Raw genomic sequence first — 19385 nt, forward strand, 5'->3', positions numbered from 1 at the left:
AGATACGTCAATGGCGTCCATGAATGTTTCATTGCCCGATCCGATGCGCGATTATGTCCAGAAGCGCATCGACAAGGGGCACTATGCAAGTGTCAGTGACTATGTGCGCGATCTAATCCGTCGTGACCAGGCGGACACGGAGAATGAACAGCGCTGGCTGAGCTCGCTTGATGCTTCAGTCGAGGAAGCGGTAGAGGAACTGGAGAGCGGCGGCGGCCGTGAGCTCGGGGCCTTCTGTCGGGAGCTCACCTCCGAAATCGAAGCTCAAGGCCACCAGACCCCGCTTCAATGATTGTCATACTGGCGTCGGCCGCCCAGCGCGATCTACGCGCGATCGGCCGCTACATCGCGCAGGATAATCCCTTGCGCGCAGTCTCCTTCATCGCAGAGCTCGAGAGCGCCGCACAGGGCCTTGCCGAGATGCCACAGGGCTTTCCGCTGGTTCCGCGTTACGAACGATACGGTATCAGACGCAGGTCCTATCGCGGCTATGCTTTACTCTATCGTGTCGCAGGCGATCGGATAGGTGTCGTCCGAATCCTTGGACCAGGACAGGACATCGACCGGGCCTTGAACCTACTTTGAGATGAGCGGCGCGCACGAAGCGCCCGTGCTGTCTGCTGTCAATGCTGCGGTTTGTCGGCATGAAACATTATGCAGCCACCCCCAACGGACGGCGCCGAGCGCGGTATCATCAATAGGCTCCAGTCGTCCTGGCGACTGCGGAGCATATTGACACACAGGTTCACGCGCCTGGTCTTCGGCGCATGGGAAGGGGAGAGGGGAGAGAGCAGGCGAGGCCTGTTCAAATGGACCGCAGACCATCACGACCGCGGTTGCTCCAGGGCAGGCGCTCCTAGCACCGGAGTCCTTCCCATGACCATCCCAAGATCCGCGCCATGGACGGCGCAGGAAATCGTTACGCTGCGTGCCTGTTATCCTGCCGAAGGACACAGCGTCGCGCAGCGGCTTCCGGGCCGAAGCGTCCATGCCTTGCAGGTCAAGGCTCACAAGCTCGGCCTGAAGACAGCCCATAGAAATCCCGCGCCGAGGCCGCGCCTTGGCGGTGAGAACCTCGACGAAGCCATCCGGCTGCGTGAGGTCGAGAACTGGTCGTTCAGCGCGATCGGCACACATTTCGGTATCTGCGAAGCCAGCGCCTGCAACGCGGTGACGATCGCCCTTTGTGTCCGGCGCGGATACCGTCCGGCAGAGCGCGATCAGCATGGGCGCCTGACGGCTGAGGGTATCGAGCGACTGCGCTATGCGTTGAAGAAGGGTTACAAGGGCATCGACATTCAGTTGCGTCTTGGCGTCTCGGCCGCCTGCGTTTCCGAGCAGCGCCGGCGATATAATCGTGAACTGCTCGCACGCGGCAAGGCCGCGCTGCCCCCGCCGGGCGGCGGCGAGGCTTACAGCGGCGTCAAACTGTCGCCGGCAAAGCGCAGGCAGGTCGAGGAGCTGTTCCTGCAGGGGCTCGGCACACAGAAGATCGCCGAGCGCACCGGCGTGTCGAAGACGAGCTGCACCAGGATCAGGGGGCGCCTTATCCGAAGTCTGCGCCGCAAAGGGGAGTCGCTTCCTGGATGCGATAGCTGCGGGGTCCGTCATGTGCATGCTGAAAGCGCGCGTTTCGTAACCGATGAACAGAAAGACCTTCTGCGCGCGATGCTCCTCGATCGGGTGCCCGTCCAGCGAGCCGCGCGCGAACTCGCGATTGGCGCCTCGACAGCCTATCGGCTTCGTGACGCCTTCGCCGCCGAACTGGCGGGCGAAGGCCGGGCCCTGCCGCCTCCAAGGCGTCCTGGCCGGGTTCGCCACGCGCCCATGCGCAATTCCTGCTGGCCTCCGGCTTCGCCTCAGGAGATCTACGCGTTCCGGCGCCTCCTCGGCTGTATGGGGTTCGCTGAGGCGAAAGCACATTGGCAGGACACGCGGCGAGAGGAGGCAAGGATAGCACGAGAAGCGGCCGCGACGCACAAGCTTACTTTCGAGGAGCAGCTTGCCAAGGTCGCGTCCGGCGAACTGCGCATCACACGCGGCTTCGTTCGCAACCATCTCGAGCCGCGGCTTCCCGCACAAGCCGTCGACGCGTGATCGCGCGCGGCACCGGCGCGCTGGGGCGGCCGGAATCTCCTGGCATGATCGATCCCGGGCAACCGCCGGTCGCCCAGCCTCTGGCGGCGACGGCCTGACCGAAGAGGAGAGGGAGGGTTTGAGGCGGGCGTGCTGATGCGCCCGGACGGCAGGAACTGGCCTCATGCCCTATGACATCCCCTCTCGCTTCCAGCAGCCGCCCGCCGGCTTGTCCCAGGCGGACCGATCACCGGTGTACTCTTCGAACGTTGCCCCTCGGTTGGCCGCGGGCACCCCCATCGAGATCATCGTCGGCCTTCCCGGCCTGTCGGAGGGGCCCTTGCTCGCCCGCGCGCGCGCGTTGCAGCTTCCCGTCCTCATCTCCGCGAACAGCCTGTCACGCTGGCGGCAATGTGACGGCGGGCGTGAATGGGCCGGTTGGCGGTTGAGGCAGCTTGCCAACGCCCATGGCCTCGCTTCGATCATGCTCGATTCCGCCGGATTCGTCCTCGCATCAAGATATCGAGGCCTCCCATGGACCGTCGAGGATTATGTCGAAGGGCTGGCGGCCGCCTACCCCTGGCGGCTCTGGGCAAGCCTCGATCATTGCGTCGAACCCGAGATCGCGCGCGACCGTGAAGAAGTGCTCGATCGGATCGCGCGCACTGTTCGCCTCAACATCGAATGCCATGCCCGCGCACTCGACGCCGGTATCGTCTCGAATTTCATGCCAGTTTTGCAAGGCCGCCGACCAGGCGATTATGTGCGCTGTCTCGATGGCATCGCCCATATCCTGCGTCCGGGACAAACGGTTGCGATCGGATCGACCTGTCGGCGCGCCGTGCACGGGGAGGATGGCCTTCTCGCCGTGTTCGAAACACTCGACCGCCATCTCGATTCCACGCACCCGCTCCACGGTTTCGGGATCAAAGGCCCGGCTCTTAGTCATTTGCGCGCTTTCGAACATCGCAAGATCACGGTCGACAGCAGCGCATTCTCCTATGCGGCGCGTATGTCCGCGCTGTTCGACGGACACGCCAAGACCAACCACTTCGTCGCCGACCACATGGAACGCTGGACCGAACGGCAATATGCCCGGCTCGCGCGTCCTCGGAACGGGTTTCAATCGTCATTGCCGCTGCCGTTGCCTGCGGAACCCCTTCCGACAGGCTGGGAAGCCGCCGTTGCCGCCGCGCGAGAGGAGATTCGGGCGCTCGTGATGGACGGCGAAATTTCCCACGATCAAATTACCGACGCCTGGATCGCCGAGTGGGCGGCCGATTTGCTGGGGACCGCTTGACCGACCGCTCCGCACCAAAGTGAAGCGTCAGACAGAATGCTGGTTGAATTGGTCGCGATAATCCGCTAAATGTAACTCATTAAACTAGGAGTGCCCCCATGTCCCGTCCCGCCAGCACCGCAACCGTCGATGTCGATAGCATCCTGCGCGACCGGATAATGGCGAGCGCCGACCGCATCATCAAGATGATGCCGCCCGCCGCCAAGGCGGCCGCGATCGGCAGCGTCGATGTTGCGGCGCTCGTCTTCAATATCGCGCGCGGAATCCCATCGGTCGAAACCGATGATCCCGACAAAGCGGAGGACATCACACGGGCAATCGCCTTCAAGCGCCGGCTGATCGACGAAGCGGGCGGCGCGTTCGACGCCGAGGCGGTGCGCAAGCTTCTCGGCCACAAGACCGTGCAAGCCGTCTACAAGGCCGCCCGCGATCGCCGCCTGCTGATGGTCGAAGACAATGGCGCCAAGCTGTTTCCGGCATTCCAGTTCGACGGCGACACCATCCGTCCTGCAATGTCGCGCATTCTTGCCGCCGCGCCCGGCGCCGGCGGATGGGCCGTGCTGCAATATCTGGTGAGCGGCGATGGAGGTCTGGGCGACGCGCGGCCGATCGACCTGATCAAGGGCAATGAGGCGGACGTCGATCGCGTCATACGCTTCGCCGGTACGCTCGACGACTGACGATGGTCGCTCGCGCTACTATGCCGGTGGCGACCATCGCCGCCGGGCAAACGCTCCACCGCGTGCACGGCGCATCCGTTCCCGCGCGCTGGTATGGGCGCAAGGACGCGACATGGCGCTGGGACGACCCTCAAGGGCGCTACGGCGTCCTCTATCTCGGCAAGAGCTTGACCGGTCCATTTACCGAGAGCCTGCTGCGGACACCAGGCGACCGGGACGTCCTATGGGACCGCGTCCAGCAGAAGCGCGCCGCCGCCTTCGTCACCACGCGAACGCTCCGCCTCGCAAAGCTGCATGGCCCTGGCCTCGCCTGGTTCCAAACGACGGCCGCGGGCGTTTCGGCGGACTTCGATCCCGCAATCCATCGGGATGCCTATGCCACGACGCAGACGATCTCCGCGTTCGTCTACGCTGACACCGCGCTTGACGGCATCCAGTACCGTTCACGCTTCGATACCGATCAGCTTTGTGTCGCATTGTTCGAACGCGCCGATTCCGCGATTGACCTGGTCAGCGAAAACCTGCCGATCGGCAAGGACTGGACCCGGAAGATACTGAAGCCGAGAGGCTACGAATTGATTGAGCTATAGAGTCCCGTTTCAACTTCGAAGGCGCCTCCCAGGCGCTGACCTATCCGAGGCGTCGTCACCACCGGGGCGCGAAGAGCGGCGCCCTGCGGCTTCATGCTATGCTGACTGCTCTGCCTCGGTCGGCTTCTTGCGCGGTCGCCGGGTTGTCGGCGTTTTCTTCGCCTTAGGGGCCGGAGCGGTTTCCACCGTCCTTGGCTTACGACCAAGCCCGATTTTCTTGGCGAGCGACCGGCGCTGTTCGGCGTAATTGGGAGCAACCATCGGGTAATCGGAAGGCAAATTCCACTTGGTCCGATAGTCGGCAGGGCTCATCTGATAGTGTGTCATCAGATGCCGCTTGAGCATCTTCAACTTCTTGCCGTCTTCGAGACATACGATGTAATCGGGCTTGACCGAAGCACGGATCGAAACCGCCGGTTCAGGTTTGATGTCCGGCAGCACTGCCGGCTCCCGAAGACTGTTCAGCGCACCGTGAATATTCTGGATCAACACGGGTAAGTCACCAACGGCGACGCTGTTGTTCGAGACATGCGCGGCCACGATATCGGCGGTAAGCGTTATGAGTATTTCTGCCGTATCGACCTTCTCTGTCATGTCGTTCTTCCTTGTCGTGAGGAATAATGCGGCTGCGAAGACGGACACCCGATAGCAAGTCGTTGCGGGCACGGCCAGAGCTTCCATGCGCCCCACTTGCCGGGCCAGTGACCCGGCTTGCCGCCGGACGGGCTACGCATCCGAAAATGGCCGACCGCCGTCGCCGCGACGGGCCGGAGGAGAGAAGGGGGTGGTTGATGGTGATCCAATAGGGAGGCTATAGCCATGACCGCCGTTCACATGATCGCGCCCGACCGTCGTCGGCACGCAGAGCCGATTTTCGTATCCGGCTCGCTTTCCATCCGGCAACTTCCCCAGGCAGTGAAGGCTCGCCTCGGCAAGATTGTCGACGACGGCGTCCCGGTGCTGGTCGGCGATGCCCGCGGCGTCGATACGGCCGTGCAGCTCTATCTTTCGGATTGGAACGTCGACGCGGTGACCGTGTTCTGCACCGGATCCACGCCCCGGAACAATATCGGAGGCTGGCCGGTCACGCGCGTAAAGTCCGATGCGCGTCCGGGCACACGCGAGTGGCATAGCGCGAAAGACCGCGAAATGTCGCTCCTCGCAGGCGCCGGTCTCGTGATCTGGGATGGCACAAGCAAGGGCAGCGGCTTCAATATTCGACGACTGTCCGATCGCGGCTGTCCGGTCATCATCTATCTTCATCCCGCCGGTCGCTTCGTGCAGCTGAGCACCGACGCCGAGCGAAATGCCTTCTTCTCTCGCTACCTCCCGGGCTGATGGGGCTCCGATCAATAGAAGCCGACCACCTTCATCGCTGTCGCCTCAACACGATAGACCAGGATTCAAACCCATGATCTTCTACACCGCCGTCGAACCCGGCACGCTTCACACCAGGATAGTGGGAACCCAAGCCGATGCCCGCGCCATCAACCGGGAGTTCACCCAGATCGATATCCCGATCGGAAAGCCGGAGCTGATGGCTTGGGCGAACGACATGCAGCGTCAGATCGACGAATTGCGCGACGCTCTCGGCCGTGCCGCGGCTGATGAGCCGAGCGGGACTAGCGCAGAGACCCTCGAACCCGCGCCGCTCCCACACCGGACGACTTCCAGCGATGACCGGCCGATGGAAACGGCCCCGATACGCGCTGAACCGCCAACGGAGATCATGGCACTGGACGCGGCGCGGCTCGCTCCGATCGTCGAACAGGCGGTCGAGCGCGTCGGCGAATTGGGCCAAACCGCGTTCGAGGCGATCGACGCCTACCAGGCCCGGGACGGTGTCGGTGGCTCTTTCAGCCGCGGCGTCCATATCCTGTCGGTGCTCTGCGCCAGCGAGCATCAATTGACCCGGCTGCTATTCCGGGCGCGCGCAAAAAGAACCTGATCCTCGGCCGCGGTGCTGCCGCGACGCCCGACTGGGGAGGAGGGGGAAGGATTGAGGCGGGTGTGTTGATGCGCCCGGACCTCAGGAGCCTGACCCCATGTCGTACGACATTGCCTTTCGCTTTCAGCAGGCGCTCGATCCCTCGGCGCTGATCACGCTGCCGACCGCCTTGCACGCCCTCAATGCCGCGATCACGGATTGCCGCAACGCCGGGCGGCCTCACGAAAGCGATCCCGCCGTAATTCTGCTTGCACGTCACCTCGGCGACATCGCCTCTCGGATCGAGCGTCCCAATGTCGAACTGCGGCGCGCCTGCATGGATGCCATTGCCGATCTCAGGCGCAAGCCCGCGCTCATCGCGCTGGCTCACAAAGGCGTTGCCTATGACGAGGCCGCCAAGAAGCTGTTCCACTCGGACGCGCGCAAGGCGCTCCGCCGGTTGGCCGACGCGCTTCGCCTGCCCGAAGACAGCTTCGATATTCGTTCGGTGCAAGGAGGAATCTCGGTGTCGGGCGAGATCATTCTGCACGGCGAACAGATATACGTCCAGATCAGCCTCGGCTGTATGGGGCGCGGCCGCGAGATCATGTTCCGCCGTGTCACCGGCCGCAAGGACTATTGCGGCGATCGCAACCATTGGGGGGACATCGCTGACCTGATGGCGCCCGACACCCTGGCACGACGCATCCGCCGCGAACTTCATCTTTCCGAACCTGACACACCGCCCTCGCGGCTCGTCGCCTGAGGAGCTGCGTCATGGAAATCATTGCTGCCCACGCGTGCGTCCTCGCGCGCCCGAAATCCGTGTCACGGGGGCGTCTCTTCGTCTGCGGTGATATTCACGGCTGCTACGATGAATTGATGCAGCAGCTCCGGCTTGTTGGCTTCGACACGGGACGCGATCGGCTGGTTGCCCTCGGTGACCTCGTCGACCGCGGCCCCAAAAGCGCTGAGGTCCTGGCGCTGCTCACAGAACCCTGGTTCACCAGCATTCGCGGCAATCACGAGGAGCTGATGATCCAGGCCGTCAACGGCGATCCCACCATGCACATCATCAACGGCGGGATCTGGCTTGCCCATCTGCCTGCCGACGAAAGGAATCGTCTCGCCGCCTTGGCGATGGCGCTTCCGGTCGCGCTTACCGTGATCTCACCCTCGGGCCGCAAGATCGGCTTCGTCCACGCCGACGTGCCGGGCGACGATTGGGACGCGTTCATCGAACGTCTCGACTGCCCCCAGGTGCAGGAATACGCCATGTGGACGCGCGATCGCGTGCGAACCGCGAAACGTAACCTCCCCCTGCCGCCGATCCGCAACGTCGATCATGTCTATTTCGGCCACACGCCGCTCGCCGAGTCCGTCACCGCCGCGAACATGAGCTGGATCGATACCGGATGCTTCGCCACCGGCAGGCTGACGCTGGAAGAAATCGCATAACCGTCCTTGTCGAACCCGGCCCCCGCTCGATGGGGCGGGCCGCAAGGTGATGTCCCGCAAGGTCGCGGACCGCAACGACCATGTTAGCGGCTCGTACGCGGGCACCGGTCCACGCGCTTGCCCGACCTGCGAGGCGCGCTGAGCGCATCCACCGCGAACTTCCCTTTTCGAACCCGACACCCCGCCCACGCGACTGGCCGCCTGAGGAGCAGCATTATGGAAATCATCGTCACGACGACCTGACCGCCGCGTTCGATCGTCTCGAACCCCGGTCCGACCTTCTTACCGTCGCCGATCTCGGACTTCGGCAGGACGACGGCCGGCGCGCCGCCTGATCGCCGCCACCTGACATTCGTCATCGCCATTGGAGACCCATGATGGATATTTATGTCGTCACAACATTCCATTTCTCGCAAACGCCGGCGTCCATCAGCTATCACGCCAGCGAACGAGAGGCGTGCATCGCCGCGGCAGAGCGCGTGAACGCGTTTCGCGCCGATCTCGATCCCGTATCCCTGTCGCTGGTCGATGGGGACTGCTGGCAGCTTGGGTTGGCCGCGGCGCAGTTGGTCCAGCTCGCGGTGTTCGGCCTCAATGTCACCGACGTCGATGTCAGCAAGCTTGCCGATGCCTCCGGATTCGATGTCCGGCTCGAAAAGTCCGAACTTCAGGGCATGACCACCCTGGCGCTCGACGACCGCGAGCGGTCGACCGTTCTTGCGGCGCTTCGCGGATACCAGCGGCACCACTGTCCGTCCGATCTTGCCGATACCGGCAGCAACCTCGGCCGTCACAAATCGCTATCCCCGGATGCAATCGATGATCTCTGCACGCGGATCAATTGCGACACCCCGTTCCCGGTCGAAGCCAATATCGTCGTCACGCTCGACGGCGGTCTTGTCCAGGGTATCGCCGCCGACCGGCCTATCACGGTTCGCGTGGTCGACTACGACGTCGAGGGCGCCGATTCCGGTGACCTCGTCATGATTCCCCGAGACCAGGGTGAACCGGTTCCCGCATCCGTCAGCGGTTGGGCGGTGGACAGCGTCTGTATCGATCCGGAATGGATCGCCAACGTCGACGCGGCCTGCGCTTCGGAAAGTCGGGCGACCGCGCTGATGGCAGGAGCATGACCGCCATGAACCGCATCCGCAGGGTCGAGAACTTCGACCGCTATGAGATCCTCGCCCATCCTCTTCCCAGCCGCGAAGATCGCGTCTTCCATCCCGGCGACACAGAAACCTCGCGCGCTTCGATCACCTACGCATCACACGATGTTCGGATCGCCCGACCCACGGGTATCGGCAGCAAAGGCCGGGTCGCCATACTGATGCATCATGGAGGCGGGCGACACGTGCTCGAATTCAACGAGACCGCCCTGCCGATCGCCACCGCGCTCCTGGCCCTGCCGGAAAGGCAGCAATATGCCCTCGCATATGCGATCTTCGAGCAAGCCGATGAGTGCGCCGGCGGCGCCCGTGCGGCGGAGGCGGAGCGATGGGCCGATGCGTTTCTCGATGGCCGGATCCGCAAGCGCCGTAGCGGCGGCAGGCGCTACGCCCAAATAGAAACGCCGGATGAAAAGGCCTGTCGCCGCTCCTGATCTCGCTGCGGGTTTCCGCCGGAACAAATGATCGCCTGGTCGCCGCCAGGCGAGCTCCCAGACCATCACAGCAACCTAGGGGACATTCGCATGGATCACCAACCTTCACCGGCGAGCATCACCCAATTGCCCGTCATGACCAGCGCCGATGCCGAGAACGTCGGCTTTGCCATCTTCAACCATGTCCCGACGTTGCCGATCGACATTCCCGACGGGGGCTTCACGGTGAGCGCGAAAACGAGCGAGGGGCTGCGCGTCACCTTCTATTTCGGTCCTTACCGCACCGGCGGACCGCCACGCTGCATCGACATTTGCTACCACGATGCGAGCATGACCGTGCCCGATGGCGGAGGTTCACCAGTCCCGGTGTTCGACATGTTTACGATCGCGGAGGAAGGCCGCCACCCCTACGACAGCCGCAAATCCGATGTGTCCGAAAAACCGTCGATCGCGGTCGTGCTACTCGACAAGCCCGAGAGAGCGGGCGGCTGATCGTGCCGAACATGGCCCGCCTATCGGCCGCCACACTTACGGAATGACCCCGATTTTCCGGAATTTCCGGTGCGAATGGTCGGGAGCACCGGATCGTATCGCCCGCGCCGCGGGCTGTCCCCGACCGCCATCCCTCCATAATCAGGAGCATTTGCATGAACACGGACGATCTCGACACCGCAACACCCGAGCAGCTTGCGCCGGTCCTCTATGCCGCCCTCCAGCGTCTCGGTCAGCTCGGCCGGACCGGGGCTGTCGCGCTCGCGGCGCTGGTCGATGAAGACGATCCCGATTTCGAGGAAGCTGCGTCCTGGGTCGGCGACGTAGCCGCCGGAGACCTGCGCGAATAGTTCTCCACCACCGACATTTCTACCCACGCACGAAGCCCGGCCATCGCGCCGGGCTTCGTGATTCCGGGACATGCAAATGCACCGATCCGCCCCGGCACAGGATGCTGGCGGGCGTTTGAAAGGACCATCAATGATCAGCTTCACCGCGACATACAGCCCGGAGGACAACAAGATCCACCTCTACGCATCGTCCCGCCTCGATGCCGAGACCTATGCCCGTGTCAAGGAAGCGGGCTTCAAATGGGCTCCGAAACAGGAGCTTTTCGTGGCGCCGAAATGGACGCCGCAGCGCGAAGACCTCGCCATCGAACTGGCCGGTGAGATCGAGCCCGAGGAAATGACGCTGGCCGAGCGCGCCGCCATCAAGGCCGAGCGGCTCGAAGATCTTTCCCACAAGCGGCACGCCCAGGCCAATGCCTTTTCCCGGCGCGCCGATGAACTCTCGCAAGCCTTCTACATGGGCCAGCCCATCCTTGTCGGCCATCATAGCGAACGTCAGGCGCGCCGGACGCAGGAGCGCATGCATTCGGCATCGAGCGCCGCCGTGAACGCCGAAAAGGCCGCGACCTACTGGCTGGGTCGCGCGAGCGGCGTCGAGCATTTCGCCAACATGAAGAACAACCCGCGCACGCGGGCCAACCGGATCAAGACGCTGCTGGCCGAACTGCGCGACCTTCAGCGCGGCATCAACAGAGCCCATGCGGCACTGGCGATCTGGGAGGATATCACGAGCGACGAACAGATCCGCCACGCGCTCGGCAACATGGATTCCCGCACGATCTGGGCGAGCTGCGATCTCTATTACAAGGTCGACAATGGCGAGATCACGCCCGCCGATGCCCGGCAGCAGTGTGTCGAGGGCGCCAAGCTTGCCGCGGGCGGCCCCAACCGCCGCCGTTGGATCGAACATATCCTGCACCGGCTCGCGTTCGAGCGGTCGATGCTCGGCGACGTGCCGCGCTATGACGGCGAGCTGACCCCGGTCATCATCCAGGCCTTCGCCCGCGAGCATGGCGCCGAAAGTCCCAAATCCACAGCAATCGACGCCGGACGGTTCCGGCTCGAAAGCCCGGTCCCGCTCCCGGCGCATATCGCGTCGGAGAATTCCCTCGAGCTCAGCGAGGGCGACTGGCGCGACCTGATGCAAGCGTGCGGATACACCGTGCCGGAAAAGAAGGCCCGTCAAGCCTCGGCCAAACCGGACACCGTGCCTCTGATCAATCCATCGCGCGAACAGGCCGAGCAACTCCAGGCGATCTGGAATCTGCGCATGGTTGCGGCCTGCATCGGCAAGCGCAGCACCGCCAGGGCCAACGCGGTCTACGCGACGACACAGGCCACCTATTCGGCCAATGCGAAGGGCGACTATGACCCGTTCAAGACCGTCGAGATCGCCGCCGACGGGCACCGCGTGCGAATGGAATGGAAGGGCAATGAGCGTGTGCGGTCCGGCGAACCTGTCGCCCGCATCCGTATCTCAACGATCGGCGGTGAATTCTACAAGCCCGACGCGGTGGTCATCATCACCGACAAGCCCGCCAAACCGCTGCCGATCGACCTCGACACCCTGGAGGAGGGCGCCCGCCAGGCCGCGAACGAGGAGGCCGCAGCATGACGACCGGCAGCAACACTCCGCCCGATATCCCATCGCCCATCGACGTCCCGTGGCCCGGCGATTTCGAGAAGGTCGAGATCGCGCCCGCTGCGCAAAACCGGAGCGGCGTCACGCAGACGGACACGCTCGAATTCGCGCTCGAAACCGCCGCCTGCCTCTGGGAGGGGGTGCTGACATTGCGCGACCGTCCCGCCACCGATCCGGATGCCATCGCCCTGGCACTCGCTATCCGCGAAACCTGCAATGCCGTCGGCACCGCCGACCTGCGCTTGACCGTCGTGGGCTGGACCGGCGCCGTCGAGGCGGCCTGGAGCGCGGTCGCCGACGGCTACGACCTCTGTTTCGACTGGGACTTCGTGCCGGGCTGGATCATCGACCATATCGACTGGTCCGATCCCGCTCATCCGACGATCAGGCCGGAATCCCTGCGACAAGATCCCGAATCCGCTGCGAACGGCGGACCAGTCGCCACGCGGCCGACCAGCGTGCAGCCGCCTTCCGACGAGGAGAGCTGACGATGGGGCGCTCGGTATCCTATCCCAGCGAGGCGTATGTCGCCTTCTCGCAGTGGGACGCGGGCTGGATCGAAGACGACGACGAGCCCTATACCCGCCATTTCAGCCAAGTCGCGGCCCAGGACGATTGGGACTTCATCGTCGAGGATTTCCGCGAACAGGTGCTCGCGCTCTATCCTTCGGCATGGACCGCGACCGGCTGGATCGACCGCGAAGACCGTATTGTCGCCATGAACCGCTACGCCCGCTTCGGCATCTCGGAATATTGCGGCTGCATCGCATATTGGGTGGTCCTGCGCCACGACATCCATCCCGGTCAGGAAGGGTTGGCGCAACGCTGGGTCGACCAGATCGCGGTCGGTTTCAAGAAGCGGTTCGCGACCCTCGTCCGCTTGGACGTGTTCTCCAACGGCGAGGCTATTTTCGAGCGAACTGCCCCCTGACCGCGCGGCTCCCCGATCGCGCCCCTCCTAACATCCGACACCGGCATGATCCCGCCGAGCGGCCACCGCTCGGCGGCGCGGCCCGGCCGTGGAGCGAAGGGAGAGTGATGGGGTGCGGCGATGAGGTCGCGGCAACCCAGGAGGCTCACATGACATTTCCCACCACGATCCACGCCAGTGTCGGCGAGTCGATCATCCACAAGGCGACAAGACTTTTTGCCGGCTGCGTCGCCGACGCGCTCCACGAGCTCCTCCAGAACGCCCGCAGAGCAGGTGCCACTCGCGTCGACATCCGCCGGTTCGACCGGGATAGCGCCACGATCCTGCGCATCCGCGACGATGGCAGAGGCATAGCCGATCCGACCAAGCTTCTCGCGCTCGGCGACTCAGGCTGGGACAGCGACATTGCCCGCAGCGAGGATCCGGCGGGCATGGGTGTCTTCAGCCTTGCCGGTCGCCATGTCGTCATCCGGTCGCGCCCCGCCGACGCCGAGGACGGATGGCAAGTGACGATCCCGCCGCAGGAGTGGGAGAGCGGGGAGCCGCTCGAACTTGTCCCGGCAATAATCGCCAAGGGCACCGAAATCGAAATCGAATTGTCCAAGGCGTGGATCGACGAGCTTGGAGAAGCGGTGAAAAACGCGGCGCGCTTCTATCCGCTTCCGGTCTTTTATGGCGAGGAGCGGCAGGCCCATGAAGCCTTTTTGAAAGAGGCCGTGCGCGTCGAAAACTGGAACGGGTGCAGCATCGGCGTTTTTCTCGACAAATACACGCCCCACCGCGAGCAGGCCCGAATCAACTTCCATGGCCTCACCGTCCCGTGCCGCCTGCCGCATGTCCATGACGCCGATGGCGGGCGCGGTTGGTATGCCAAGGTCGACATCGTGGACGCGAAAAATTTGCAGTTTGTGCTTCCGGCACGCAAGGAAATGGTCCAGAATACGGCGCTCGACGCCCTGCGCGAAGCCTGCCAAGCGGCGATTTTCCGCACCATCGCCCGTGAGGGCCATCATCGGCTTTCCTACACACAATGGCTCCGCGCGCGAGAACTCGGCATCTCGCTGCCCGAGGCGGCGCCCTTCCTGCACCTCTGGACACCCCGCATCGCCGAAACGAACGACATCTTTCCGGGTGAGCGGATCGCCGGGGAACCGATGGTCATCATGCCCACGCTATCCGCGAACATCGAGCAGTGCGTCGACCGCGCGCTGAAATCCGCAGATGGTCTCGGCGGCTCGCCCGTTCGCGCGATGCTCGAATTCGCCGGATATGGCTGGTACAATGCGCTCCCGCGCGTCCTGGGGCTGTCCTTTCAGGTCGAGACGGACAACGAGACGTTCCACTATGACGACGGGGCATCGGTTCCCGACGACGTCGATTCCGGCCGCGTCGGCGCGATCACGCTCGAGCTCGCAGTGCGGGCCACCGCCGATTCCGAGGAACCCGCCGACATCCTCGCATTCCCCGCCGATGTGCTGATCGTCCCCACCGACTGTTGCAGCGACCTCGACGACGTCGCCATCCTGCTCGGCACCGACTGCGCGATCACGCCCGGCGAACTCGCCTCGCTGCTCGAAGCCTCCTGCTTCTGGCCCAACGAGGATTGCGACGCCGACAGCCATTACACCCAACAGGCGGCATTCGAGATGCAGGCCCGCTTCGCCGCGAACATGCTGCTTCTCGGCGAGGATGCGGCGGTCCTCGAGCGCGTGCGCGAGGCGTTGCGCCAGCATGTCACCTGGCTGATCCCCAAGGACCGGGCGATCAGCATGCAGGCGGTCAACCATCTGGTCGAGGCCGCCTTCGCGGACAATGACGACGCGCCTTCGGTCGACGCCGCCGAGTAGCCAAGCTTTCCCCTCGCGCATGTCCGGCGCGTCGTTTCGCGCGGCGCGTCGGGCCGCGTCCACAAGGAGCCGTGCCATGACACAAAAGCCGCCCTTCACGAAAATCTTCGACGGCGTTGCGACGCGCAAGCAGATGTTCGAGTTGTTCAACCGGATTCCCGACTGCCCGTTCGAGGATCGAATCTCCGGGAAAGCCTACGAAAATACGTGGTTCGAGGTGGACCGCGAGGGCTATGACACGATGCTTGAAGTGCTGCCGCCGCTCTTCATGCGAGCCGGGATGTTCGCTTTGTCCGAGCTCAAGGCCGGCTTCGTCGGCTCGGTTTTCTTCGAGATCGATAGCATCGACGGACGCAGGCGCTGGTTCACCGGATATTGCAACCTCGGCGATCGCAGCAGCCCCGACGCGATGCGGGCCGCGATCATCGCGTATGAGAAGGTCGCTATGGCCAACCTGTCGCGAGACGCCGCCCTGGATTTGATCTGGGAGCGCACGCACGATGATTTTCGCGGTCTCGCAGGTCAGTTCAATCCCGACGCCTGGCCCACCGAGCATCACGGCAAACGGTCCATCCTCGTCCATGAACCGGGCGTCGGCACTGTCCAGAAGCTTCTCGAAAATCTCACCGACGCCGAGATCGCCGACCGGCTGCCGCACGGGCCGACGATCTAGCTGCGTCCGCGAGACCTTCCGCTCCACGAGGAGCCGCCCGCGAACCCCGATGACGCGATCGGTGACCGAACGGGATTCGCCCGGTCGAGCCAAATCCCGTCATTTTCATCAAGGAGCCGAAACATGACCAACAATTTTGTGCGAACGGCTTTCGCCATTCCGGTGATGCCGCACGAAGCCCTGTTACTCGAAGAATGCTTTGCCGTGGCCGATGAGCTGTCCAGCGATTTCGCCGAACTTCCGATCGACGGCATGCAGACGGTGAAAGCTTACTACGCATCCCGCAGCGACGCTTTCAAGATCACCTTCCCGAAGAAACCGGAAGAAGACGATCCTTTCGCCGGCTTCTTCGACCTCTGGTCCGATCCCGGCTTTCTCGGCTTTGACGCCGACCTCAGTATCCGGGGCGATCCGGAGGGCAAAGCGCAGTTCGCATTCATCAGCGGCCATGATGTCGACGTTCCGTCAATCGCCTCGCTGATCCAGAAGGTCTGCAAATCCGCGTTGCCCTTCGGTTTTCAGTGGGCGGAAGGTAACGAGGAGGACGACGGGTGCCGCTCCTTTGCGGGCGGATATTATGTCATATCCGACACCGAGATCTTCGGCGGCCCGACCCGCTGGCTCATGAATGAAACGCTGCACACCCTGCGGGCAGGTGCGGCGTGAAGCCCCTGCTCAAACGGCCGTGCAACGAGTGCCCCTGGCGCCGCGACCATCCTGCCGGCTGGCTTGGCGGCTATCGGCCGGAAGACTTCACGCAGCAAATCCAGTTCGATGGGCCGCCGCTGCCATGCCATAAGACCATCCCGGGCGACGGCACCGATGCCCGCGCCATGTGCGCCGGCGCGCTCATATTCATGCGCAACTCGTGCAAAGGTGCGCACCATCCCGACTATGGCGATGCGCTCGACACGGTCGAGCCCGACACCGCGACGGTGTTCGCGTGGTCCCACGAGTTTATCGATCACCACTGCAACCCGGACAAATGGCTGGAGCGTGTTCGGGCCAGGATGACCGCCCAGCGTTGACGTCCTCGGTCAGTGAACGGCTCAATCGCCCTGATGGAAGGGAAGGTGGCGGGAGGGGTGCGGCGATGGGTTCGCTGCCAGTCAGGAGACTCCTATGTCATTTTCCACCTCGACACGCACGACAAGCGGCCGTTCCGGCTTCACACAGGCCGACGAGCCGCCCGGTCCGCTCGATACGATCTTACGCGAACTGTTCCGCATCGCCCAACGCGCCGGTGCCTGCCGGATCCATGTCGAAACGTTCGATTATGAAGGACGTCCGACCCTCTCCGTCCTCGACAATGGCTCGGGGATCGACAGTCCACGGGCCTTGCTCGCACTGGACGCCTTCGGTTGGCGCGCGGCCCGTCTGCGGTCGCAGCCTTCATCTGGCCTCGCGCTATCGAGCCTGGTTGGACGGCATACGATCGTCCGGTCCGGTCCCGATGAAACCGAACCCGCATGGAGCGTGACGATTCCAGCCGAGGCCTGGACTGGTGAAGCGCCGATCGCGGTCGAGCCGGATGGCGGCCTTTGCGGCACCAATATCATGGTCGAGATTCCCGAAGAATGGCGTCCGGGGCTCGAGGACGCCGTGGCAGCCGCCGCGCGGCACGTGCCCATGCACGTCTTTTTCCACGCCCGGTGGAAGAATCCCGACTGATCCCGAACGATCGGGCCGGTGCCTGCCGCGCCGGCTCCGGCCGTGCCTTTTAAGGAAACATCCGATGCACGACGATCAATTCGACGCGCTGGTCGACGACGCGACCCATGCCGTCAACAACCTAATTCCCGACCGGCTGCTCGACGGCCTGGGCGATAGCGGAAGGTCGAACCTGCTTTTCCAGATCAACGACGTGCTGACGCCGATCCTGCGCGAGGTGGTCGACACCGCCGGGGACGACAGCGACAATCCGACCCGCGCAAGCACGATCGCCGGGCTTTTGTCAGAGCTTCTGGAGACGCATGCCGCCAAATGTGACGATGGCGGAGCTCGTGAGGAAGACCGTCCGCCGCATGTGATTTCGGAAGTCCACGGCACCAGCGCCAATATCGACAGCATCGCGAGCTGCGACATCGAAACCGGGACGCAAATCTACCTCGTCCTGGACGATGGCGCGGCGTTCCGCATTGCCGTGGAAGCGGTCGCCTGATGATCGAAATGCACATGGCGCTGCTCGCACTTCTCCGATCGCGACGGCCCATCACCTGAGACCCTGATCCAGCGTCGACCTTGCCCGCCTGGCGGGACGCAAAGCTTCCTCAACGCACACACAAGGAGGATATCATGGCCCAACTGTCGCCGCTCAGATCCCGCCTTTGCGATTTCGACCGAGCCTATGCGCTGGCGATCCGCATACGCGAGACCACCGGACGCCATCAGTTCGTCCTGCGCACGGGCGATCCGATCCAGCCATTCCGCATAACGGAGACGCGTCCGGCAATGGACGAAGGTCTGGTCCTGCACGTCGCCTGATCCCGATTCCCATCGTCACGGAGCTACGCCAATGGACGCTGCCGCCCAATATCCCATCAAGCCGGGCATGTGGATCAGGACCGAGGAGGGCGAGAAGCTCTTCTTCCTGCGATACTCGTTGACCGGCCATTGGGGCTTCTTCTCGGAAGACCGCCACCACGCCACACGGGAACACAAGCTCCCGCTCGCGGGCCTGCAACCCTGGCACCAGGAGCGCCGCCGATGAAAACCCACGTCATGACCAGCGGCCTTCGGATCACGCTGTCAAAAACCGAACTCCAGGCGTTGCTGACCCTCGCGCGCTATGGCGCCGAACAGATCGCGGTCGCGCGACTATTACATCGTGCCCAAGCGGCAGGAAGCCGTGGCGCCCGACATCATCAAGGGCCTCGAAGACGGCCTGGCATCGCTTCGGTGGAAGCAGGCGGAGGCCAGGGAGAGACGCGACGCACCCAGGCGCGAGGCCGAACGCCGCGCCGCACGCGAGCATCACGCCGTGGTCGACGGCTTTACGGTCTTCGGCACGCTCGGAGACTGGACCGACCTCTCGGACCACCCCGACGAGCGCCGGTGGGCGGATATGTTCATGCCAGGGACCGAGCCAAGGGAACAGGCCGAACTGCGTCGTAACGTCTGGCGGATATACGTCAGCAAAGGCAGTGCGGCGTCGGACGACTTCACGGTCTTTCCGGGCGACTGCACCGAAACCGCCGACCGCGGAGAAATCGAGCATCTCGCTCGGCGGATCATCGCCAAATATCAGAAATGACGATCTCGCGTCAGCGGGATGCACGCAATCCGGGAAGTGGGTCGCATCGGGGCGAGGCGCTGCCTCTGCTCTTCACAGGAGTTGCGCCATGCAGGAAATCACATTTCATCTCGGCTCCGCCGGACATCCGGTAAGCTGGACCCTCCATGCCGTCTACGGTCGTGCCTGCGGGATCGCGTTCGCCTCCGCCCGCGCATGGTACGCCCGGCAGGTATCGGCCCCCAAATTGGCGACGACGCCGCCAGGCGGCCAATATGTCGTGCAGATCAGGAATAATCAGGTCGTGAACGCCGAGCTGTTCTTCGACGCCGAGTATTTCCGGCATCATCAGGAGCCGGACGACCTATCCTGGCTATGCCAGTTTCACACGTTTCCGCTCGAGATGCCCGAGCGCCTCAAGGACATCGTCACCGCGGACCTGCGCAGCCGGCTGATCGCCGCCGGGTTTCTGATCCCCCGCGCCGAATGGATTGCGCGATACCCCGATCAGGCGGAGTTTTTGCGGCAATTCCGCGAACTGCGGCATCGGGACGGTGCATAGTCCGCGGGCCTCGTCTTAGCCG

General features: G+C 63.8%; 28 protein-coding genes. 27 read left to right on the plus strand and 1 reads right to left on the minus strand.

The window, feature by feature from the left end; translation table 11 throughout:
- Nucleotides 1-10: 10 nt before the first annotated feature.
- The 6 genes from SCLO_RS00590 (at nucleotide 11) to SCLO_RS00615 (ending at nucleotide 4646) form a co-directional block, all read left to right on the plus strand.
- On the plus strand, nucleotides 11-292 hold the full coding sequence (locus tag SCLO_RS00590; RefSeq protein ID WP_048575818.1) for a type II toxin-antitoxin system ParD family antitoxin: 282 nt from the start codon (nucleotides 11-13) through the stop codon (nucleotides 290-292).
- Nucleotides 289-585, plus strand: coding sequence for a type II toxin-antitoxin system RelE/ParE family toxin (locus SCLO_RS00595; RefSeq protein WP_048575817.1), 297 nt, complete (start codon nucleotides 289-291; stop codon nucleotides 583-585). The genes SCLO_RS00590 and SCLO_RS00595 overlap by 4 nt, the downstream gene beginning before the upstream one ends.
- A gap of 408 nt (nucleotides 586-993) precedes the next feature.
- A complete protein-coding gene (locus SCLO_RS00600; RefSeq protein WP_231923291.1) occupies nucleotides 994-2097 on the plus strand; it encodes a helix-turn-helix domain-containing protein in 1104 nt (367 codons plus the stop codon).
- Nucleotides 2098-2356: 259 nt separating this feature from the next.
- A complete protein-coding gene (locus SCLO_RS00605; protein WP_048575859.1) occupies nucleotides 2357-3376 on the plus strand; it encodes a deazapurine DNA modification protein DpdA family protein in 1020 nt (339 codons plus the stop codon).
- 98 nt (nucleotides 3377-3474) lie between these two features.
- Nucleotides 3475-4056: a hypothetical protein gene (locus tag SCLO_RS00610; protein ID WP_048575815.1), complete on the plus strand. Its 582-nt coding sequence runs from the start codon at nucleotides 3475-3477 to the stop codon at nucleotides 4054-4056.
- A gap of 20 nt (nucleotides 4057-4076) precedes the next feature.
- Nucleotides 4077-4646, plus strand: a complete 570-nt coding sequence (locus SCLO_RS00615; RefSeq protein WP_048575814.1) for an RES family NAD+ phosphorylase — start codon at nucleotides 4077-4079, stop codon at nucleotides 4644-4646.
- 96 nt (nucleotides 4647-4742) lie between these two features.
- On the opposite strand, the gene SCLO_RS00620 is transcribed toward SCLO_RS00615, so the two are convergent.
- Entirely contained in the window at nucleotides 4743-5240 is a 498-nt protein-coding gene (locus SCLO_RS00620; protein WP_048575813.1) for a MucR family transcriptional regulator, read from the minus strand.
- 225 nt (nucleotides 5241-5465) lie between these two features.
- Between SCLO_RS00620 and SCLO_RS00625 the strand changes: the two genes are divergently transcribed.
- The 21 genes from SCLO_RS00625 to SCLO_RS00730 all read left to right on the plus strand — a co-directional run bounded on the left by SCLO_RS00625 (nucleotide 5466) and on the right by SCLO_RS00730 (nucleotide 19363).
- On the plus strand, nucleotides 5466-5984 hold the full coding sequence (locus SCLO_RS00625; protein WP_048575812.1) for a hypothetical protein: 519 nt from the start codon (nucleotides 5466-5468) through the stop codon (nucleotides 5982-5984).
- A 73-nt stretch (nucleotides 5985-6057) separates the two neighbouring features.
- A complete protein-coding gene (locus tag SCLO_RS00630; RefSeq protein ID WP_066519796.1) occupies nucleotides 6058-6594 on the plus strand; it encodes a hypothetical protein in 537 nt (178 codons plus the stop codon).
- 97 nt (nucleotides 6595-6691) lie between these two features.
- The gene (locus SCLO_RS00635; protein WP_048575810.1) at nucleotides 6692-7339 is read left to right on the plus strand and encodes a hypothetical protein; all 648 of its coding nucleotides are present in this window, start codon (nucleotides 6692-6694) and stop codon (nucleotides 7337-7339) included.
- An 11-nt stretch (nucleotides 7340-7350) separates the two neighbouring features.
- Complete coding sequence (locus SCLO_RS00640; RefSeq protein ID WP_048575809.1) at nucleotides 7351-8031, plus strand: metallophosphoesterase; 681 nt, start codon at nucleotides 7351-7353, stop codon at nucleotides 8029-8031.
- 374 nt (nucleotides 8032-8405) lie between these two features.
- Nucleotides 8406-9164, plus strand: a complete 759-nt coding sequence (locus SCLO_RS00650; RefSeq protein WP_066519806.1) for a hypothetical protein — start codon at nucleotides 8406-8408, stop codon at nucleotides 9162-9164.
- Complete coding sequence (locus SCLO_RS00655; protein WP_048575806.1) at nucleotides 9161-9634, plus strand: hypothetical protein; 474 nt, start codon at nucleotides 9161-9163, stop codon at nucleotides 9632-9634. Before SCLO_RS00650 ends, SCLO_RS00655 begins: the two co-directional genes overlap by 4 nt.
- A gap of 135 nt (nucleotides 9635-9769) precedes the next feature.
- Nucleotides 9770-10126, plus strand: a complete 357-nt coding sequence (locus tag SCLO_RS00660; RefSeq protein WP_231923292.1) for a hypothetical protein — start codon at nucleotides 9770-9772, stop codon at nucleotides 10124-10126.
- A gap of 155 nt (nucleotides 10127-10281) precedes the next feature.
- On the plus strand, nucleotides 10282-10476 hold the full coding sequence (locus tag SCLO_RS00665) for a hypothetical protein (protein WP_048575804.1): 195 nt from the start codon (nucleotides 10282-10284) through the stop codon (nucleotides 10474-10476).
- Nucleotides 10477-10606: 130 nt separating this feature from the next.
- Nucleotides 10607-12091: a DUF3560 domain-containing protein gene (locus SCLO_RS00670; protein ID WP_048575803.1), complete on the plus strand. Its 1485-nt coding sequence runs from the start codon at nucleotides 10607-10609 to the stop codon at nucleotides 12089-12091.
- The gene (locus tag SCLO_RS23560) at nucleotides 12088-12606 is read left to right on the plus strand and encodes a hypothetical protein (RefSeq protein WP_174521978.1); all 519 of its coding nucleotides are present in this window, start codon (nucleotides 12088-12090) and stop codon (nucleotides 12604-12606) included. Before SCLO_RS00670 ends, SCLO_RS23560 begins: the two co-directional genes overlap by 4 nt.
- Before the next feature lie 2 nt (nucleotides 12607-12608).
- A complete protein-coding gene (locus SCLO_RS00680; RefSeq protein ID WP_048575802.1) occupies nucleotides 12609-13049 on the plus strand; it encodes a hypothetical protein in 441 nt (146 codons plus the stop codon).
- 149 nt (nucleotides 13050-13198) lie between these two features.
- Nucleotides 13199-14896 carry an ATP-binding protein gene (locus SCLO_RS00685; protein ID WP_048575801.1) on the plus strand — a complete coding sequence of 566 codons (1698 nt, stop codon included), beginning with the start codon at nucleotides 13199-13201 and terminating at the stop codon, nucleotides 14894-14896.
- Between the two features lie 19 nt (nucleotides 14897-14915).
- A complete protein-coding gene (locus tag SCLO_RS00690) occupies nucleotides 14916-15569 on the plus strand; it encodes a DUF1419 domain-containing protein (protein WP_231923293.1) in 654 nt (217 codons plus the stop codon).
- A gap of 123 nt (nucleotides 15570-15692) precedes the next feature.
- On the plus strand, nucleotides 15693-16235 hold the full coding sequence (locus tag SCLO_RS00695; protein WP_048575799.1) for a hypothetical protein: 543 nt from the start codon (nucleotides 15693-15695) through the stop codon (nucleotides 16233-16235).
- Nucleotides 16232-16597 carry a DUF6283 family protein gene (locus tag SCLO_RS00700; RefSeq protein WP_048575798.1) on the plus strand — a complete coding sequence of 122 codons (366 nt, stop codon included), beginning with the start codon at nucleotides 16232-16234 and terminating at the stop codon, nucleotides 16595-16597. Before SCLO_RS00695 ends, SCLO_RS00700 begins: the two co-directional genes overlap by 4 nt.
- Nucleotides 16598-16691: 94 nt before the next feature.
- Nucleotides 16692-17240, plus strand: a complete 549-nt coding sequence (locus tag SCLO_RS00705) for an ATP-binding protein (RefSeq protein ID WP_048575797.1) — start codon at nucleotides 16692-16694, stop codon at nucleotides 17238-17240.
- Nucleotides 17241-17304: 64 nt separating this feature from the next.
- Nucleotides 17305-17730, plus strand: a complete 426-nt coding sequence (locus SCLO_RS00710; protein WP_048575796.1) for a hypothetical protein — start codon at nucleotides 17305-17307, stop codon at nucleotides 17728-17730.
- A 134-nt stretch (nucleotides 17731-17864) separates the two neighbouring features.
- A complete protein-coding gene (locus SCLO_RS00715; protein WP_048575795.1) occupies nucleotides 17865-18053 on the plus strand; it encodes a hypothetical protein in 189 nt (62 codons plus the stop codon).
- A gap of 31 nt (nucleotides 18054-18084) precedes the next feature.
- The gene (locus SCLO_RS00720; protein ID WP_048575794.1) at nucleotides 18085-18279 is read left to right on the plus strand and encodes a hypothetical protein; all 195 of its coding nucleotides are present in this window, start codon (nucleotides 18085-18087) and stop codon (nucleotides 18277-18279) included.
- Between the two features lie 78 nt (nucleotides 18280-18357).
- A complete protein-coding gene (locus tag SCLO_RS00725) occupies nucleotides 18358-18822 on the plus strand; it encodes a hypothetical protein (protein WP_048575793.1) in 465 nt (154 codons plus the stop codon).
- A gap of 88 nt (nucleotides 18823-18910) precedes the next feature.
- Nucleotides 18911-19363 carry a hypothetical protein gene (locus tag SCLO_RS00730; RefSeq protein WP_048575792.1) on the plus strand — a complete coding sequence of 151 codons (453 nt, stop codon included), beginning with the start codon at nucleotides 18911-18913 and terminating at the stop codon, nucleotides 19361-19363.
- Nucleotides 19364-19385 lie beyond the last annotated feature (22 nt).

Source organism: Sphingobium cloacae, assembly GCF_002355855.1.
GTDB lineage: Bacteria > Pseudomonadota > Alphaproteobacteria > Sphingomonadales > Sphingomonadaceae > Sphingobium > Sphingobium cloacae.

What these genes read in the sequence shown, in the direction of transcription:
- SCLO_RS00695 (WP_048575799.1), top strand. Translation starts at nt 15,693, where the DNA reads ATGACCAACAATTTTGTGCGAACGGCTTTCGCCATTCCGGTGATGCCG.
- SCLO_RS00720 (WP_048575794.1), top strand. Translation starts at nt 18,085, where the DNA reads ATGGACGCTGCCGCCCAATATCCCATCAAGCCGGGCATGTGGATCAGG.
- SCLO_RS00630 (WP_066519796.1), top strand. Translation starts at nt 6,058, where the DNA reads ATGATCTTCTACACCGCCGTCGAACCCGGCACGCTTCACACCAGGATA.
- SCLO_RS00595 (WP_048575817.1), top strand. Translation starts at nt 289, where the DNA reads ATGATTGTCATACTGGCGTCGGCCGCCCAGCGCGATCTACGCGCGATC.
- SCLO_RS00665 (WP_048575804.1), top strand. Translation starts at nt 10,282, where the DNA reads ATGAACACGGACGATCTCGACACCGCAACACCCGAGCAGCTTGCGCCG.
- SCLO_RS23560 (WP_174521978.1), top strand. Translation starts at nt 12,088, where the DNA reads ATGACGACCGGCAGCAACACTCCGCCCGATATCCCATCGCCCATCGAC.
- SCLO_RS00705 (WP_048575797.1), top strand. Translation starts at nt 16,692, where the DNA reads ATGTCATTTTCCACCTCGACACGCACGACAAGCGGCCGTTCCGGCTTC.
- SCLO_RS00660 (WP_231923292.1), top strand. Translation starts at nt 9,770, where the DNA reads ATGACCAGCGCCGATGCCGAGAACGTCGGCTTTGCCATCTTCAACCAT.
- SCLO_RS00610 (WP_048575815.1), top strand. Translation starts at nt 3,475, where the DNA reads ATGTCCCGTCCCGCCAGCACCGCAACCGTCGATGTCGATAGCATCCTG.
- SCLO_RS00685 (WP_048575801.1), top strand. Translation starts at nt 13,199, where the DNA reads ATGACATTTCCCACCACGATCCACGCCAGTGTCGGCGAGTCGATCATC.
- SCLO_RS00670 (WP_048575803.1), top strand. Translation starts at nt 10,607, where the DNA reads ATGATCAGCTTCACCGCGACATACAGCCCGGAGGACAACAAGATCCAC.
- SCLO_RS00690 (WP_231923293.1), top strand. Translation starts at nt 14,916, where the DNA reads ATGTCCGGCGCGTCGTTTCGCGCGGCGCGTCGGGCCGCGTCCACAAGG.
- SCLO_RS00635 (WP_048575810.1), top strand. Translation starts at nt 6,692, where the DNA reads ATGTCGTACGACATTGCCTTTCGCTTTCAGCAGGCGCTCGATCCCTCG.
- SCLO_RS00725 (WP_048575793.1), top strand. Translation starts at nt 18,358, where the DNA reads ATGGCGCCGAACAGATCGCGGTCGCGCGACTATTACATCGTGCCCAAG.
- SCLO_RS00640 (WP_048575809.1), top strand. Translation starts at nt 7,351, where the DNA reads ATGGAAATCATTGCTGCCCACGCGTGCGTCCTCGCGCGCCCGAAATCC.
- SCLO_RS00680 (WP_048575802.1), top strand. Translation starts at nt 12,609, where the DNA reads ATGGGGCGCTCGGTATCCTATCCCAGCGAGGCGTATGTCGCCTTCTCG.
- SCLO_RS00655 (WP_048575806.1), top strand. Translation starts at nt 9,161, where the DNA reads ATGACCGCCATGAACCGCATCCGCAGGGTCGAGAACTTCGACCGCTAT.
- SCLO_RS00650 (WP_066519806.1), top strand. Translation starts at nt 8,406, where the DNA reads ATGATGGATATTTATGTCGTCACAACATTCCATTTCTCGCAAACGCCG.
- SCLO_RS00710 (WP_048575796.1), top strand. Translation starts at nt 17,305, where the DNA reads ATGCACGACGATCAATTCGACGCGCTGGTCGACGACGCGACCCATGCC.
- SCLO_RS00730 (WP_048575792.1), top strand. Translation starts at nt 18,911, where the DNA reads ATGCAGGAAATCACATTTCATCTCGGCTCCGCCGGACATCCGGTAAGC.
- SCLO_RS00615 (WP_048575814.1), top strand. Translation starts at nt 4,077, where the DNA reads ATGCCGGTGGCGACCATCGCCGCCGGGCAAACGCTCCACCGCGTGCAC.
- SCLO_RS00620 (WP_048575813.1), bottom strand. Translation starts at nt 5,240, where the DNA reads ATGACAGAGAAGGTCGATACGGCAGAAATACTCATAACGCTTACCGCC.
- SCLO_RS00625 (WP_048575812.1), top strand. Translation starts at nt 5,466, where the DNA reads ATGACCGCCGTTCACATGATCGCGCCCGACCGTCGTCGGCACGCAGAG.
- SCLO_RS00590 (WP_048575818.1), top strand. Translation starts at nt 11, where the DNA reads ATGGCGTCCATGAATGTTTCATTGCCCGATCCGATGCGCGATTATGTC.
- SCLO_RS00715 (WP_048575795.1), top strand. Translation starts at nt 17,865, where the DNA reads ATGGCCCAACTGTCGCCGCTCAGATCCCGCCTTTGCGATTTCGACCGA.